Here is a 15929-nt window from a genome sequence, read left to right as displayed (position 1 = left end):
CAGGGAGTGAAAGCAACCGAGCAGACCGCAGCGATGGGATCGTCAAGCCAACGCCTGCCTGGCCAGATGTGCAACAGCCAACTCCTCATCGGCCTCGGTTCTGCATCCGTCTTCCAAAAACCAGGCCGCTGACAACGCGGCATGGGCCATCACCCACCGGAGCAGGCGCTGACGCTCCAGGCCTGCCACATCGACCACCACGGCCAACTGCCGCGCAAAGCGCTCCGGGTCGGTACAGGTCTTCAGGTCCGGGTTGCACAGCACATTCACGTAGTCGTAATACCGCTCACCGGTGACGCGCTTGGGGTCTATCGCGAGCCATCCGCGCTGTTCAAAATCGAGGATATTGCTATGGTGTGCATCCCCGTGCAGGACGACCTGCTCACGCTGATCCTGCAGCAGCTCTTGCGCCACCATTGCGCATTCAGCCATCAGGCCGCCCTGCTGCGCGGCCATCGGCGCCAGCGATCGAAAGAAATCCGCCAAGGGCAGCAGGTTTTCAGGCGGCGGCGCAGAAGGCCGGTGGGAATGCAGTTGATGAAGGCTGAGGCAGATACAGGTCGTCGCTGCGTCATCTTCTCCCTCTAAAGCCATGCGCAGCAAATGCCTGGAGCCCGTGGCCCGCTCCATCAGCAGCGCGCCTGACGGCGGATCGGAGGCATAAACGCGAGCCGCACCGGCGCCATCCCACCATTGCAACACTTGCCCGCCGATGCGCTCGTCCAGGTCTCGGCTGATTTTGATCATCGCCGGGAGGCCATTCCACTTCCCCGTGAGACTGACAGGCAGAAGATCGCTGGTAGACGTGGCCAAAGGCCTGCCAGCGGGCTGCGCGCCCCAGCGCTGGAGATGGGCTTGGAAGAGATGGAGGTCGAGGTCTGGCATCCACCAGATTGTCGTGGAAGTTCCCAGGCATCCAGCGGCAAGCCCGTTGATGAACATGGGGGCAGGTGCCGCCTGCGCCCGCGCCAGACTGCTGCAGATGATCGAAGACCTGGTGCGCAGCATCGATATCCAACTGCGCACCCAGCAATCACACCGCTTCGGCCTCAAGGCGTCACAAGACGAGCACCGCGCCATCGTTGCAGCCTGCCGTCCAAGGAATCTGGGTTTATTGTGGGGACAGAGATTATTGCGGATGGGGGGGATGAGCCAGATGTGAGGTGGGGGCAGCAGGTGCCGGCGCATGGGCTTAGACCGCTGCGCCGCAGTTACTGCCTGGGTCTTGAAGCTGCAGTTGACGCATTTGCTGCCAGTGACAGCTTTAGGCTGTGGATGCCAGCGATCGACGCAACTACGCGGCCTGGATCTTTGATGTCAGCCGCTTTGAACACCGGGCTTGCTGACGACCTTCTGAAGCCGACACCGTTAAGATAAGACCCAAGCACGCAAGACTGTATGAGTATACAGTAAAATTCTGCCCTTGATAGTTTTCACAAAGGCCCAAAAATGTCTGAAGAGCTCCAACAAGAAGCTGCCTCCGTCTTCGAAGACTGCCTTTGGCATCACAACGGCTGGGAGGCCCGCGTCATCAAGAATGAAGACGACGATGGCTGGGCGGTTGCCATGACCCAGGACGGCCAGGCCGAGCCCAGCCTGGTGGGGCCATGGACGATGGGCCGCGACAAGAAAAATCCCAAGCCGCTTGACGTTTCTGCCTTCAACACCCTCGTCAAGACTGCCCACGAAGTCATGCGGCGGCATGAGCAGCACCTGGCGGCCCAGTTGCACAAGGACATCCAGATCGTGGTGAATGGATCGCGCGTGACCGTCTCTCTCGATATTGAGCCCGACGAGGACAATCCCTCCGCGACCCTCACCGCCACCGCAGAGGATGGCAGCGCGTTGGCCAAGGTTCGCGTCCGGCCGGACCATAGCCTCAGCCGAGCGTCTGCGCAACGTTGGGCCGATGCAGGCTATCCGCGTCCCGGCGAGGACTGAGCTTCAGGCCGCGCTGGCCCAATTTGGCACGCCGGAAGAAATCGCTGCGACGTTGCTGCGCCTGGCGGCCAAGGAGTCCGGGTTCATTGTGGGGACGGCGTTTTTTGCGGATGGGGGATGGGCCAGATGTGAAGCTGGGCCGACGGCGGCGGCAAGTCTACTAGTTCCCGGCGACTCTTGCCTGCTTTGGCACAGCTTCGTCTCCACCGCATGGTTTGTGTCGGACGGCTTCCCCGGAGCCGCCCAGCATTTCGTCATCACCCATAGGCCAGGTCATCAGCCCAAGCCACGAGGAGCCGCCTGTGCCCAGCTTGCAACTGCGTTGCTGATCTCAGCGCGCCCGCTCCAGCAGCATGCCGATGGCGGTCACCAGCACCTGGATCGTGATGGGCTTTTTCAGGTGAAGGTCGAACCCCGCCTGCAGCGACAGTTGCTCATCTTCCGGCCGCCCGAAGCCGCTGACCGCGATGGCCGCTGCATTGGCCGTGCCCGGCAAGTGTTTGAGCTCCCTGAGCATATGGCGCCCGTCCATGACGGGCATCGCAATATCAGAAACGATCACGTCAAAATCGGACTGCTGGGCATGCGCAATGGCTTGGCTGGCATCTCCCGCCTTGGTTACCGCAAAACCACTGTCTTCCAGCAGCAGTGATGTCAGCTCCAGCGCATCTTCGTCATCATCGACCAGCAGCACGCGCACGCCCTGCGACGGCAGCCCACCGGGCTTTCCGGGCTGCGGGCTGCCCCTGGAGCCGACCAGCAAGGGCAGACGCAGGGTAAAACAGGCACCTTGGTCAAGCCCGGAGGAAGTCACACCCACCTCACCGCCATGCAGCTCTACAAGACTCTTGACGAGCGCAAGCCCAATCCCCAGCCCTTCGGACTTGCGGGTGTAGGCGCTGCCATCTTCCTGCATGAACATGTCAAAGACATGCGGGAGAAACTGCGGCGCAATGCCCTTGCCGCTGTCCGCTACCGAGATGGAAGCCCAGCCATCGCTCTCGCCCACAGCCACCTTGACCGTGCCTCCAGGCGGCGTGAACTTGACGGCATTGCTCACCAGGTTCCAGATGACTTGCTCTATGCGAATAGGGTCGGCTTCGATGGTGACATCGTCTCCGCTGCAGCTCACCGAAATCTGCTTGGTGCGTGCATGGACCTGGATCGCTTCAATGATGCGATCAATCAATGGCCGAACGGCGAAGGTGCTTGGCTGCAATGCCAGTTTTCCGGTGTTCAGGCGCGACAGGTCGAGCAGGTCATCAATGATGCGTGCCTGCGAGCGCACCGTGCGCTTGATGTTTTCAGCGGCCCGGATCAGCGGAGCAGCGGACTGGATCTGCTCGGCGCGGCTGAGCACCTCGGCGTTCAAGAGCATCAGGTTCAGCGGCCCCTTGAGCTCATGGGACATCACCGCCAGAAACTCGCTGCGCGCGGCGGTAGCGGATTCCAGGCGCTTGCGCACCTGCTGCTCGGCACGCAGCAGATCGGCCTGCTGCTTCTCCAAGCGTTGCCGCTCGGTCAGATCGCGCGCAATCTTTGCGAACGCATGGGTGGTGCCCTCAAAAAAGCAGCTGGTGATTCCGCTGCAGTAAAAGCGCGAACCATCCTTGCGCAGATGCCAACGCTCATCCAGAGCGCGGCCCTCTGCAAGGGCCTGGCGCAGCTCTTCTTCGGGTTGACCGGCCTGGCGGTCTTCAGGTGAAAACAGCATGCGGAAATGCTGGTCCAGCACTTCCAGCTCGGTGTAGCCGAACATCAGCTCGGCGCCTCGGTTCCAGCCCGTGATGGCGCCTGCACTGTCCATGGTGACCATCGCATAGTCACGCGTGGTCTCTGCCACCATGCGCAGGCGCTCGTCCCGAACGCGTACGGCCTCCTGCGCCTGGCGGCGCTCGGTTACGTCAATGAAGTTGAGCACGGCGCCATTGATACGGTTTTCGCTGGTGCGGTAGACCGAGACACGCATCAGGTACCAGCGGCCATCTGCCGAAGCCAGCTCGCGCTCGATCGGGCTCAGGGTGGCGATCACATGCTGCACATCTTCGCTCAGCCCCTCATGCTTGAGGCGGTGGGTGAGGTCCAGCAAGGACCGCCCGACATCCGACGACAGAACGCTGAACACCGAGCTTGCCAGCGGTGTGAATCCTTTGATGCGGAGATCGCGGTCTACGAACAGCGTGGCGATGTTCATCGACGCGATCAGATTGCTCAGATCGTCATTGACCCGGTCCGCCTCCTCCACCTTGTGCTTGAGCTCAAAGTTGACGGTAGACAGTTCCTCATTGACCGACTGAAGTTCTTCCTTGCTGGTTTCCAGCTCTTCCGTCGTTGAACGCATTTCCTCGTTCATCGACTGCAGCTCCTCATTCGAGGCGCGCAATGCCTCGTCCGAATAGACCGATTCACCCAGTGTCCCCTGCAGCTGCTGTCCCAGCCGCTGCAGCTCCCTCTCCAGGATATCCACGGCGGGATCGACGCCTTCACTGCCCATACCCAGGTCCTGATGCACCTCTTCGAACCTGATCAGCAACTGGCCGCTGGCAGCCATTAGCGAGCCGCCATACACAGACATGCGCACCACAATCGGGCCCACTTCTCCATCGATGGTGACCGGCCGGGCAGCTGCGCTGCCGCCCTCGCGCGCCACCAGCAACAGCGCTGGACGCAGCGATGGCACGAGCTTGGGAAGCAGGGATTCCATCAGCCCTTGCGAGGGCTGGCCCTCGGCATAGCGCAAATAATGGCTCGCACCCTTGCTGGTGTGAAGTATCTTGAATTGCGCATCGACAAAAATGCTGACGCCAGCATGGACTTGCAAAACACGCTGGTGCAGATCAGCAATCGGAGATGACTGCGATTCCAGCTCAGGCACGGGTGCGGTAGGGATCGAGACCGTGCGCAGCGGCAGCAACTCGCGGCGCTGAGCCGCCAATGGGGTGGCGCGGTAGATGCGGTGCTTCTTGTCCACCACCGCAAAATGGTTGGGCATGGCGTCTGCCGTTTCCGCCGAGCCCAAGATGAGCAGCCCGCCCGGATTCAATGCAAAGTGGAAGACCTTGAGCACCTCAATCTGGATGGAACGGTCCAGGTAGATCAGCAGATTGCGGCATGAAATGATGTCGACCCGCGAGAAAGGCGCATCGCGCAACACGTTGTGGCGGGTGAACAGGATCTGCTCGCGCAGTGCCTTCTTGACACGCAGGCCGTTGTCGGTGGGCTCCAGATACCGACGCAAACGTGTCGCAGAGATATCGTGGGCGGCGCCCGATGGATAGTGGCCCGTACGCGCGCGGGCCAAGGCCCGCTCGTCGATGTCCGATGCGAATATCTGTGCACTCACGCTCTTCATCTCGGCCACGTGGTCGTTGAGCATCATGGCCACCGAGTAAGCCTCCTCACCGGTCGCGCAACCTACCACCCAAGCTCTGGCTTGCTCCGGACGCTGCTTGGCAAGCAACTGCCCGTAGAGCTGGTCGAGCATGTCAAAGGCTTCGCGGTCACGAAAGAAGCTGGTCACGCTGATCAGCATGTCCTGCAGCAGCGGGCCGGTTTCTTGCGGATGGCTGACCAGGTATTCGCGGTAATGCTGCAGACTGGGCTGACGGGTGATCTGCATCCTTCGCTGCAGCCGTCGCAGTACCGTCCCCAGCTTGTAGTGGTGAAAATCATTCTGCGTACGTTGCAACAGAATATCGAGAACGTCGCGGATGGCTCTCTGCGCCATCTCGTCCTCGATCTCTGCAGAAGACGATGCCTCAGGCTGCGGCTCGGGCACCTGGGGCAGCAGCATGGTGCGGGCGTTTTGCCACAAGTCCACCAGCTTCTGGCCCATCTCGTGTACCGGCAGTATGAAGTCGGCCAGGCCCGTTTCCACAGCCGCATTGGGCATGCTGGAGTGCTCTGCGTCCGAAGGCTTCTGCACCATCGTGACGCCACCTTCCTGCTTGATCTCGGCAAGGCCCACGGAGCCGTCACTGCCGCCACCCGACAGAACCAGCGCAATCGCCCGCTCACGATGCGCGATGGCGAGCGTGCGGAAAAACACATCGATGGTCACCAGGGCACCGCGGGGACGCTGGCCCGGCTCGACGACCAGGTGGCTGTCATCCATCTGCAGCTGAGAGCCCGGTGCTATCACATAGACATGGTCCGCTTCGATGGCAGTCGTCTCTCTGACCTGGACGACCTTCATCGGCGTTGCGTGCTGAAATATCTCCGGCGCGTGGCTCTCGTGGTTGGACGACAGGTGCAGCACCACCACAAAAGCCATGCCACTGTCGCGCGGCACATGCTGTAGCAGACGAATGACTGCTGAAATGCCCCCCGCGGAAGCGCCAATGCCCACCACGGGAAATGGCAGTGTTGACAACTGGATGGTTTTACACGGCGGGCTGGTATTGTGTTCGCTCATGATGCGTCCCTCTGAAGCCCGCCCAGGACCGACCTGGTAGTGAGTCCAACGCTAAGCGAGATATTGTTGCCCGAATCGGCGAAGGAACATTATGGGCGATATACCGTTACAGCCCGCCTAAGATTGCGCCTGAATTGCGTACCTTTCTTGTGCCAAAGCGCCAAGAGGCTTTCGCCACAAAGTCAGGATCGTGCTGGTCACCTACAGCGCGGCCTGTTTGGCGGGGGGATGGTCGGCAACCACCCCCGCCCTGGCCCCTTCGCGCCGATTCACCGTGCATTCAGGCAAAATCCAGCCGATCGAGGCAGCCTGGGCTCAGGTCTGCCGGTATGCCCACCTTGAAGAATGGAACAACACCAATGGCACTGACGAAAAAGGGCGATTTCATGTACGGGACGACGTCCGGCGACACCCAGGCCGAGCTGCGCAGCTACAGCGTCGCGAATGGCTATGAGGCCACCCGGTTTGCCTCGTCCAAATGCGATTGCGGCTGCCGTACTTTTGCGCTGCAGACCGATGAAGAAGCCGGCGTGGCCATCCGCACCTGCAGCGACTGCGGGCAGGAACACCTGATGGGCGACAGCGCGGACTACCTGGAAGAAGCCACCCCCGAGGGGCATGCCTGCGTGTGTGAGAACGAGGTGTTCGAGCTGGTGTCCGGCGTCTCCGTGTACAAGGGCACACATGACGTGCGCTGGTACTACATCGCTTGCCACTGCGTGGAATGCAATCTGGTGGGCGTCTTCGCGGACTGGAAGTGCGAAGCGGGTGACGCGGCGGCCTTTCTCGCCAAGGTATAAGCGCGCGCCAGGTGGTGGCGGCAGCGTGCGCGCCACCAAAAACAGGCGCTCCAGCGCAGCAAGACGGGCACCGGTGATGCGCGCTACCTCCACCCAGAGAGCCAGGCGCCCCATTGCGGTGGAACGCCTGGCTTGCTACTCAAAAGAGCCCTTGCAGCGCCCTGGCACCCAACCTCAGCCCACCGTCCCCTGGCTGGGCTTCCCATCCACCAACCGCCACAGCCCCAGCGCATTGCCATTCTGCAAAGCCACGGGCCGCAGCGCATCGGGCAGGTCCTGGTAGCAGACCGGGCGCAGGAAGCGGTCGATCGCGCTGGCACCGACGGAGGTGTACATGGCATTCGAGGTGGCGGGGAAGGGGCCGCCGTGGACCATCGCGTGGCTCACTTCGACGCCGGTGGGGAAGCCATTGACGAGGATGCGGCCGCACTTGCGCTCCAGCACCGGCAGCAGCGCGCGGGCGCTGTCGTGGTCGCCCTGCTCCAGGTGCAAGGTGGCGGTCAGTTGGCCTTCCAGGTGCTGGGCGACCTGCAGCAACTCCTCCACGCTGCTGGCTTTGACGACGATGGAGGCTGGGCCGAACATCTCCGACTGCAAGGCCTCATTCGCCAACCAGGTCTGGGCGCTGGTCACATACAGCGCGGCCTGGGCTGCGTTGGCATGGTCGGCGGCCACGCCGGCGGCCAGCTGCTCCACGCCGGCAGCGGCTTGCAGCTGCGCACGGCCGGCCTCATAGGCCTGGTGGATGCCGGCAGTCAGCATGGTTTGTGCGCCCTTGGCGCGGATGGCCGTGGCTGCCGCGCTGATGAAGGTGCTGAGCGCGGGGCTGTCGATGGCCAGCACCAAACCGGGGTTGGTGCAGAACTGCCCTGCCCCCATCGCCAGCGAATCGGCAAAGCCCTGGGCCAGCGCCTCGGGCCGCGCAGCCAGCGCCTGGGGCAGCAAGAAGACGGGGTTGATGCTGCTCATCTCGGCATAGACGGGGATGGGCTCCGCACGGTGGTTGGCAATGCGCAAAAGCGCCAGGCCGCCTTGGCGCGAGCCGGTAAAGCCGACGGCCTTGATCTCGGGGTGGGCCACCAGCGCCTCGCCCAGCCCACGGCCTGCGCCCACCAGCAGCGAGAAAACGCCTTCGGGCATGCCTTGGCGCTGCGCGGCCTTTTGCACTGCCCGCGCCACCATTTCGGAGGTGCCCAGATGCGCGCTGTGCGCCTTCACAATCACCGGCGCGCCAGCGGCCAGTGCCGATGCGGTGTCACCCCCAGCCACCGAGAACGCCAGCGGAAAATTACTGGCACCAAACACTGCCACCGGGCCCAGCGGAATCTTGGCCAGGCGCAGATCGGCACGCGGCAGCGGCTGGCGATCGGGCTGGGCGGTGTCGATGGTGGCGCGCAGAAAATGCCCGTCGCGCACCACCTGGGCAAACAGGCGCAACTGGCCCACGGTGCGGCCGCGCTCGCCCGTCAGCCGGGCCATCGGCAGGCCGCTTTCCGCATGGGCGCGCTCGATCAGCGCATCGCCCAGTTGCAGGATTTCTTCGGCAATCGCCTCCAAAAAGGCCGCGCGCTGCGCCAGCGGCAGATGGCGATACGGGTCGAAGGCGGCAGCGGCCATGCGGGCCGCCAGCTCGACCTCGTGGTCGCCACCCAGGCCAAACTCGGGCTCGGCAATGGGGGCGTTCAGTGTGGGGTTGAAGGCGCGTTGGCTGCCGCTGGTGCCGCGCACTGTGCGGTAGCCAATGACCATGTCTCCAGTGATCTGCATGGAGGGTTTCCTCAAGAAGTTGCGTTGGGGGAAAAGATGAAGGGGATGCGCGAAGGCCGCCAGGAAGGTCAAGACCCACCGCAGGCCAGCAGCGCTGCGGCAGGTCCACTCAGGCCAGCATTCAGGCCATCACTCGTCCAGCGGCAGGCCGCTGCGGTCGCGGGCAATGCCGACGGCGACGATGGAGACCAGCGCACAGAGCACCAGGAAGACCACCACCGGCACATAGCTGCCGCTGTAGTAGGCGATCAGCGCGGTGGCAATCAGCGGCATCGGGCCGCCCACCAGGGCTGCACCAATCTGGTAGCCCAGCGACATGCCGGTGTAGCGGATGTCCGGCGGGAAGGCCTCGGCCAGCAGGGTGCCTATCATCGCGCCATAGCTGGACCAGATGATGCCCAGGCCCACACCGACGGCCAGCGCCGCCGCCCCGACGGATTTCTGATCGAGCAGCCAGAAGTACGGGAAGATCCAGAGCATGAACGCGATGCTGCCGCCGATAAAGACCTTCTTGCGGCCGATCTTGTCCGACAGGTGCCCGAAGAACAGCATGCAGGGGAAGGCAATCAGCGCGCAGACCAGCACGATATTGAGAATCGTCGCGCGGGCAAAGCCGTGGTCCATCATGTACGAGATGGTGAAGGTGGCGTAGAGGAAGAAGGTCGAGGTCTCCACCACCTTGGCGCCGATGGCGATCAGCACTTCCCGCCAGTGGAACTGCAGGGTCTGCTTGATCGGAATGGGCGCGCTGCTGCGGCTGGCCTGGATTTTCTTGAACGAGGGCGTCTCACCCACCGCATTGCGGATCCACATGCCGACCATCACCAGCACAATGGAGCCGACAAAAGGAATGCGCCAGCCCCAGGAGAGGAAGGCCTCTTCGCTCATGCTTGCGCTCAGCAGCGAGGTGATGATGTTGCCCAGCGCCAGGCCCAGCACCGCGCCGGTCTGCGGCACGGCGCCGTAGAAGCCGCGCTTCTTGCGGGGCGAATACTCGACCGCCAGCAGCACGCCGCCGCCCCACTCACCGCCCAGCGCCAGGCCTTGCAGCAGGCGCAATACCGTCAGCAGGATGGGCGCCAGTATCCCAATCTGCGCGTAATTGGGCAGCAGGCCCATCAGCACGGTCGACAGGCCCATCATCGACAGGGTCATCGCCAAGGTCTTCTTGCGGCCAATGCGGTCGCCGATGTGCGAGAAGATCACGCCGCCAATCGGGCGGATCAGAAAGGCCAGCGCAAACGTGGCCAGCGACAGCATCTGGCTGACCAGCGCGTTGTCGCTGGGGAAAAACTGCTTGGCAAAAATGATGGACGACATGGTTCCGTAGAGGAAGTAGTCGTACCACTCGATGGTGCTGCCCACGGCGCTGCCAATCAGCGCGCGCTTGCGTTCCGCATCCGGAACCATGGTTTCCTTGTCGGCCATCGTGGCCGTGTGATTCAGAGAGCTGCTGCTCATGTCTCCACCTCGGGTTGTTGGTTTATCAATGTCTGCCTGTGCGCAAGCCTGCGGCCTGCCGGCCGTTGCGGCGGCAGGCCGGGCTTGCGTCTGTTTTGTAGAAAGTGCCGGATTACATCGACTGGCGCAGCATCTCGACGTAGTCGTCTGCGCTGGCCTCACGCGGGTTGGTGCGGTGGCTGTGGTCGGCCAGCGCGCCCTTGACGATGCGCTCAAACAGGTCTTCGGTCACCCCCAGCTCGGCCAGGCCGGTGGGCAGCTGCAGTGCGCGGGATTTGGTGACCAGGGCTTCCTCCACCGACACGCCCTCGGGCAGGCCCATGGCCTGCGCCAGGCGCGCGATCTTGTTGTCGCGCACCACCGACTCCGCGCCCCGGTTGAAGCGGATCACCGCTGGCAGCAGGATGGCGTTGAGGGTGCCGTGGTGCAGCTTGGGGTTGATGCCGCCCAGCGAATGGCTGAGGCTGTGCACGCAGCCCAGGCCCTTCTGGAAGGCGAGCGCACCTTGCAGCGAGGCACTCATCATGTTGGTGCGCGCCTCCACATCGGCGGGATCGCGGAAGGCCACTTCGATATGGCGCCAGGCGCGCCAGAGGCCATCGAGCGCAATGCCATCAGCCGGCGGGTTGAAGGACGGCGCCAGAAAGGTTTCGATGCAGTGCGCAATCGCATCCATGCCGGTGGCGGCCGTCAGACCCGCCGGCAGGCCCAAGGTCAGGTTGGGGTCGCAGATGGCAACCTTGGGAATCACATGGGGCGAGAGGATGCCGACCTTGCGGCCATCGTCCAGGATGATGATGGCGCCACGCCCTACTTCGCTGCCGGTGCCCGCCGTGGTGGGCACCGCGATGATGGGCAAGGTGGCGGCGGTGATCCTCAGCGCACCGCCCTCGATCAGCGCAAACTGGCGCAGCGGCCCGGCATGGCGGGCCGATACCGCCACCGCCTTGGCCAGGTCAATCGACGAGCCGCCGCCCACGGCGATGATGCCGTCGCAATCGCTGCCATTCAGCGCCTCGACGCCGGCGCGCACGGCCGTCTCCGACGGGTTGGGCGGCGTGCCGTTGAACAGGCCGAACCGGGCCGTGCCCAGCGCCTGCCTGACCTGGTCGATGATGCCAGCGGCCTCCACCCCTTTGTCGGTCACGATCAAAGGATTGGTAATACCCAGCTTCTCGCACACTTCCTTCAGTTCCGCCAGCACACCGGCGCCAAAGCGCACTTCGGTCACATAGTTGATCAGAGCCATAACGTTTTACCAGTTATATCCATTGCTATCAGAAGGCCCGAAGTCTAGGCAGCACGGCCCATTCGGTACACTGACGACTTCCCATACCGATATAACTTTTATTCATGGCCAGCGGCATCCCCAGCCTCAATTCCGTCATGTCGCGCCTGCATGCCAAGCAGCTGCGCCTGCTCATCGCCATCGAGGAAAGCGGCTCCCTGCTTGGCGCCGCGGACAAAGTCGGCCTCACGCAGCCGGGCGCCAGCAAGGCGCTGCGCGAGCTGGAGTCGACGTTGCAGGTGGACCTGTTCGAACGCACAAACCGAGGGTTAATCCCGACGGAGGCCGGGCACTGCGCGCTGCGTTTCGCCCGCCTGATCCAGTCGGACATCAACCAGCTGCGCTTTGAGCTCGATGCCATCGCCAGCGGCGTCGGCGGCCACCTGGCCATCGGCACCATCATGGGCGCGGTGCCGCTGCTGTCCGATGCGCTGTCGAACGTGCTCGCGCGCCAGCCGCATATGTCGGTGGAGATCATCGAGGACACCAGCGAGACCTTGCTGGGCATGATCGAACGCGGCCAGATCCATGCGGCGATCTGCCGCTCCTCGGTCAGCCGCACGCCCGAGGTCTATGACTCCCTGTTCATCAAGCAGGAGTCGCTGTCGGTGATTGCCAGCGTGCGCCACCCTGCCATGGGCGCCAAGGCCGTGCAATTGCAAGACCTGCAGGACAGCCGCTGGCTGGTGTACCGCGCCCGCATGCCAATGCGCCGTTTGCTGGAGCGCGAGTTCCAGGAAGCGGGACTCCATTTCCCCTCGCACCTGATCGAAACCACTTCGGCGCTGGCCACCGTCACCATGCTCGGGCGCAACAACGACCTGGTGGCCCTGGTCTCCGACGACATCGCGACCTACTTCTCGCGCAACGGCCTGGTCGGCATCATCGATCTGACCCTGCAATCGCGCAGCGAGCCCTATGAGCTGGTGCTGCGCAAGGGCGCGCCCCGCAGCGCTGCACTGGGGCTGCTGGTGGATGCGCTGTGCGGCCACGAGAACGACTGAACTCAGCAATGACGGTAGCGGCACGCCCAGCTGCGCATACTGTTGCCTCAAGCGCACACTCGTAACCCAATGTAATAAAAACACTGCTAGGATCGGGCAGCGCAGCCCTGCCTTGCAGGGGCCAACCCATTCAGATTCAAAGATACCTTGGTGCGCCCCAGATGGCGGGGATAGATAAAGATGCACCACCCCATGCGCTTTAAGAGTTTGAATGAATGAACAAAAGTGGATGACAAATAGCACATGAAGACCAAGCAGATCGCGGCCGCAGCGGCCAGCCTTGCGCTGCTGGGAGGATGCACGCCTTATGCCTACCAGGGACGCATGTCTCAGGATGAGCAGCTGAAGATCTACCAGGATGTGGAAACTTCACGGCGCGAAGCCGCCCGGAATTTTGAGAAGTACGTGACGATTTGCCTGGCTGAGTTTCCGAATGCCACCGACGTCAAGAACGATGGCAACCAGCATTTGTCCGAACAGTGGGCGGTGAACGTGGCCATGGTTTCTGATGGCGATCCGCTGGTCTGCTCCGTCAGCCGGGACAGCCTGACGGTGGAACGCGTCCACAGCGGCTCGCGCACGATGGCACTGAGCGAGTACCGGCCTTACCTGAATGGCGAATTGGCGCCCAGCGCCTACCCATCCAAGGATGTGTCGCTGGGCACCTCGGACAAGTACCTGCTGGCACCACGCCCTAACCTGCAGCTGTCGCGGCTGGTATGGGATGAGCTGGCGGCGCCAGAACGCCAGCTGCTGGAAGCGAACTACAGTATCGACTACTTCGCAGCGGCGGAGTTCGGCACCATCATCGACGTGCAGGGTGTCGACGAATCCACGCCGGGCACGCACGCGGGGGCGGCCATTGGCAGCGCTGTCGCCAGCGCCGCCTATATTGACCGCGCCATTCGCGGCGGACATAACTACTCCGTCGGTGTCAACCTGGCGGTCGGGATATTGGGCGCCGTGCTCGGCTCGCTGGCGGACAAGCCCGCCGTCACGCAGTTCCAGTTCCGCTACACCATCAAGAAAGGCGACGGCGAGCTGGACTATGTCCACCAGGTCCAGGAGACGGCCTTCCGCAGTTCGCCAGGCGCCTGCGTGCTGTTGCCCACCTTGCAAGCGGCCACACAGCAGCTGTGCGACCAGACCACGGACAGCCTGAGAAAGCGCCACCTGGCCAAGCTGCAAGCTGCAGCGGCGGCAACCCCGGCAGCAGCGCCACCTGCGCCGCAGGCAGACTGAAGGGAGTGCCTGGCACGGTCCGGAGACGCTGAGGGACCAGCGAGGTCCCCAGCCGCAACACCGGCCCATCGCTTGGCATGCGCCCGCAGGCCGGCACACAGGAGCGCGCGGCAGCCGGACAAAGCCGCCAGGCCATGGCTCCACTGTCCATCTGGTCTGACAGACGCTGCCTCGGTTTCGGAGATGGCGGGCACAGGGGCACTCACTACACTTACCAGCTCCACCCATGCGTTCCCGCGATGGTTGGCATGCGCATCCAGCAGGAGCATCACTGCCGGTGCGCCATGCGCCGTGCCATCCCCATGAGAAAGTTGCCTGTGCCTCAGCCTGCCACCCACACCCTGCTCCGCACCCAGCGGCAACCGGTCAGCCTGCCGCTCGCACAACGCAGCGATGCCTAGGTCTTGCCAGATGCCGCCTCCCTTCAAGCCTACCGTGGTTGTACTGGCCGCCGGCCACGGCCGGCGCTTTGCGCACTCGGGCGGTACAACCTACAAGCTCGACGCGATGCTGGGCGATGGGACGGTGCTGGCGCAGGTGCTGCGCAGCGTTGTGGCATCCGGCCTGCCCTGCCATGTGGTTCGCCGGGCCGAGGGTGTTTCATCCTCCGGGATGGACGGCATGGGCTATTCGATTGCCCGGGGCGTGGCGGCGACGGCAGACGCCGATGGCTGGCTAATCCTGCCTGGCGATCTGCCTTTAGTCCGCGCGCAGAGCCTGGTAGCAGTGGCGCAAAGCCTGGCCACGCATGCGGTGGTAGTGCCACAATGTGGCGGTCAACAGGGCCACCCGGTGGGTTTTGACAGAACTTGCCGTGAGGCATTGCTGCAGCTGCAGGGCGACACAGGGGCCAGTGCCATTGTGCGTGCCCATCGGCAAGCGGGAACGGCCCACAGCTTGCTGCTGGACGATCCTGGCATAGCCATCGATATCGACACCTGCGATGACCTGGCGCGGGCACAGGCGCTGCTGGCCAGCGGAGCTTTTGCACAGGGGGCCGGCGATGGAAAACGTTGATGCGCGGGTGCTGCGCTGCGCGCGCGGCTGGCTGGCCAGCGGCTACCGCGTCATGCTGGTGACCGTCGTCAAGACCTGGGGATCGTCCCCCCGCCCCATCGGCTCGATGATGGCGCTGCGCGAAGACGGGCCCTGCATCGGCTCGGTGTCCGGCGGTTGCATTGAGGACGATCTGGTGCACCGTTACACCAGCGCCTATGGCGCCAGTCCCCTGCCGCAGTCCACGCCGGAGCTGCTGCGCTATGGCATCACGGCTGACGAGGCCCACCGCTTTGGCCTGCCCTGTGGCGGCACCTTGGAATTGCTGCTGGAGTTTGCGCCGGCGCCAGCGGTGATGGATGAGCTGGTGCAACGTCTGGAAGCGGGGCGGCTGGTGCAGCGCACGGTCGATTGCCAATCCGGGCGGGTCAGCCTGGCAGATGCCTCGGCACCTGCGGCGGTGCAATTTGATGGTGCCAGGCTCTCGGTCACCCTGGGGCCCCAGTACCGCATGCTGCTGATCGGCGCGGGCGCACTGGCAGAGTATGTGGCCGTGATGGCGCTGTTCAACCACTTCGAGGTGACTGTCTGCGATCCGCGCATCGAGCACCGCGACACCTGGTCGGTGGCAGGCGCCCAGCTCAGCGCCGAGATGCCGGACGACGCCGTGCGCCGCATGAAGCCGGACGCGCGCAGCTGCATCCTGGCGTTGAGCCATGACGCCAAGCTCGATGACCTGGCGCTGCTGGAAGCACTGCACAGCCCGGCTTTCTTTGTCGGCGCGATAGGATCGCGGCGCAACGCCGACAGCCGCAAGCGACGCTTTATCGAGCACTTTGACGAGACGGAGCAATCGCTGCAGCGGCTGCATTCGCCAGTGGGCCTGCCTATTGGCAGCAAGACCCCGGCCGAGATCGCGGTGAGCGCGATGGCCGAAGTGCTGGCCGTGAAGAACAGCATTCTGCAACCCCGCCGCTAACCGTATCCGAGGGCGAGCGGATGGACTGCAGCGGACC

Annotated in this window: 12 protein-coding genes; 7 read left to right on the top strand and 5 right to left on the bottom strand. The window is 63.6% G+C overall.

Annotated features, from left to right (window positions below):
* Positions 1–42: 42 nt before the first annotated feature.
* Entirely contained in the window at positions 43–885 is an 843-nt protein-coding gene (locus ACHWUQ_RS10750) for an aminoglycoside phosphotransferase family protein (protein ID WP_394681124.1), read from the bottom strand.
* Positions 886–982: 97 nt separating this feature from the next.
* Here ACHWUQ_RS10750 and ACHWUQ_RS10745 point away from each other — a divergent pair, with 97 nt between their 5' ends.
* Both ACHWUQ_RS10745 and ACHWUQ_RS10740 read left to right on the top strand, forming a co-directional pair.
* Complete coding sequence (locus ACHWUQ_RS10745) at positions 983–1162, top strand: hypothetical protein (protein WP_394681109.1); 180 nt, start codon at positions 983–985, stop codon at positions 1160–1162.
* 287 nt (positions 1163–1449) lie between these two features.
* Positions 1450–1941: a hypothetical protein gene (locus ACHWUQ_RS10740; RefSeq protein ID WP_312463207.1), complete on the top strand. Its 492-nt coding sequence runs from the start codon at positions 1450–1452 to the stop codon at positions 1939–1941.
* Positions 1942–2272: 331 nt separating this feature from the next.
* Here the strand turns inward: ACHWUQ_RS10740 and ACHWUQ_RS10735 are convergent, their stop codons facing one another.
* Positions 2273–6355, bottom strand: coding sequence for a CheR family methyltransferase (locus ACHWUQ_RS10735; RefSeq protein WP_394681108.1), 4083 nt, complete (start codon positions 6353–6355; stop codon positions 2273–2275).
* 359 nt (positions 6356–6714) lie between these two features.
* On the opposite strand from ACHWUQ_RS10735, the gene ACHWUQ_RS10730 reads away from it, so the two are divergent.
* Entirely contained in the window at positions 6715–7155 is a 441-nt protein-coding gene (locus ACHWUQ_RS10730) for a hypothetical protein (RefSeq protein WP_239812590.1), read from the top strand.
* Positions 7156–7329: 174 nt separating this feature from the next.
* On the opposite strand, the gene ACHWUQ_RS10725 is transcribed toward ACHWUQ_RS10730, so the two are convergent.
* The 3 genes from ACHWUQ_RS10725 to ACHWUQ_RS10715 form a co-directional block, all read right to left on the bottom strand.
* Entirely contained in the window at positions 7330–8922 is a 1593-nt protein-coding gene (locus ACHWUQ_RS10725; protein WP_394681107.1) for an aldehyde dehydrogenase (NADP(+)), read from the bottom strand.
* Positions 8923–9051: 129 nt separating this feature from the next.
* On the bottom strand, positions 9052–10383 hold the full coding sequence (locus tag ACHWUQ_RS10720) for an MFS transporter (protein WP_394681106.1): 1332 nt from the start codon (positions 10381–10383) through the stop codon (positions 9052–9054).
* A 112-nt stretch (positions 10384–10495) separates the two neighbouring features.
* Positions 10496–11632, bottom strand: coding sequence for an iron-containing alcohol dehydrogenase (locus ACHWUQ_RS10715; protein ID WP_394681105.1), 1137 nt, complete (start codon positions 11630–11632; stop codon positions 10496–10498).
* A 104-nt stretch (positions 11633–11736) separates the two neighbouring features.
* Here ACHWUQ_RS10715 and ACHWUQ_RS10710 point away from each other — a divergent pair, with 104 nt between their 5' ends.
* From ACHWUQ_RS10710 to ACHWUQ_RS10695, 4 genes are all read left to right on the top strand, one after another.
* Positions 11737–12675 (top strand): LysR family transcriptional regulator, encoded by a 939-nt coding sequence (locus ACHWUQ_RS10710; protein WP_394681104.1) that lies wholly within the window; start codon positions 11737–11739, stop codon positions 12673–12675.
* Between the two features lie 243 nt (positions 12676–12918).
* Positions 12919–13917 carry a hypothetical protein gene (locus ACHWUQ_RS10705; protein WP_394681103.1) on the top strand — a complete coding sequence of 333 codons (999 nt, stop codon included), beginning with the start codon at positions 12919–12921 and terminating at the stop codon, positions 13915–13917.
* Positions 13918–14328: 411 nt separating this feature from the next.
* Positions 14329–14934, top strand: a complete 606-nt coding sequence (locus ACHWUQ_RS10700; protein ID WP_394681102.1) for an NTP transferase domain-containing protein — start codon at positions 14329–14331, stop codon at positions 14932–14934.
* A complete protein-coding gene (locus tag ACHWUQ_RS10695; protein WP_394681101.1) occupies positions 14921–15892 on the top strand; it encodes an XdhC family protein in 972 nt (323 codons plus the stop codon). Before ACHWUQ_RS10700 ends, ACHWUQ_RS10695 begins: the two co-directional genes overlap by 14 nt.
* Positions 15893–15929 lie beyond the last annotated feature (37 nt).

The organism is uncultured Comamonas sp. (genome assembly GCF_964277875.1).
Taxonomy (GTDB): Bacteria; Pseudomonadota; Gammaproteobacteria; order Burkholderiales; family Burkholderiaceae_C; genus Comamonas; species Comamonas sediminis.
The sequence above is the reverse complement of the archived record's forward strand: the minus strand, read 5'-3'. Positions and strand labels throughout refer to the sequence as shown.

Excerpts from the sequence above, each read along its gene's own strand:
- ACHWUQ_RS10750 (WP_394681124.1), bottom strand. The coding sequence starts at position 885 with ATGCCAGACCTCGACCTCCATCTCTTCCAAGCCCATCTCCAGCGCTGG.
- ACHWUQ_RS10745 (WP_394681109.1), top strand. The coding sequence starts at position 983 with ATGATCGAAGACCTGGTGCGCAGCATCGATATCCAACTGCGCACCCAG.
- ACHWUQ_RS10740 (WP_312463207.1), top strand. The coding sequence starts at position 1,450 with ATGTCTGAAGAGCTCCAACAAGAAGCTGCCTCCGTCTTCGAAGACTGC.
- ACHWUQ_RS10735 (WP_394681108.1), bottom strand. The coding sequence starts at position 6,355 with ATGAGCGAACACAATACCAGCCCGCCGTGTAAAACCATCCAGTTGTCA.
- ACHWUQ_RS10730 (WP_239812590.1), top strand. The coding sequence starts at position 6,715 with ATGGCACTGACGAAAAAGGGCGATTTCATGTACGGGACGACGTCCGGC.
- ACHWUQ_RS10725 (WP_394681107.1), bottom strand. The coding sequence starts at position 8,922 with ATGCAGATCACTGGAGACATGGTCATTGGCTACCGCACAGTGCGCGGC.
- ACHWUQ_RS10720 (WP_394681106.1), bottom strand. The coding sequence starts at position 10,383 with ATGAGCAGCAGCTCTCTGAATCACACGGCCACGATGGCCGACAAGGAA.
- ACHWUQ_RS10715 (WP_394681105.1), bottom strand. The coding sequence starts at position 11,632 with ATGGCTCTGATCAACTATGTGACCGAAGTGCGCTTTGGCGCCGGTGTG.
- ACHWUQ_RS10710 (WP_394681104.1), top strand. The coding sequence starts at position 11,737 with ATGGCCAGCGGCATCCCCAGCCTCAATTCCGTCATGTCGCGCCTGCAT.
- ACHWUQ_RS10705 (WP_394681103.1), top strand. The coding sequence starts at position 12,919 with ATGAAGACCAAGCAGATCGCGGCCGCAGCGGCCAGCCTTGCGCTGCTG.
- ACHWUQ_RS10700 (WP_394681102.1), top strand. The coding sequence starts at position 14,329 with ATGCCGCCTCCCTTCAAGCCTACCGTGGTTGTACTGGCCGCCGGCCAC.
- ACHWUQ_RS10695 (WP_394681101.1), top strand. The coding sequence starts at position 14,921 with ATGGAAAACGTTGATGCGCGGGTGCTGCGCTGCGCGCGCGGCTGGCTG.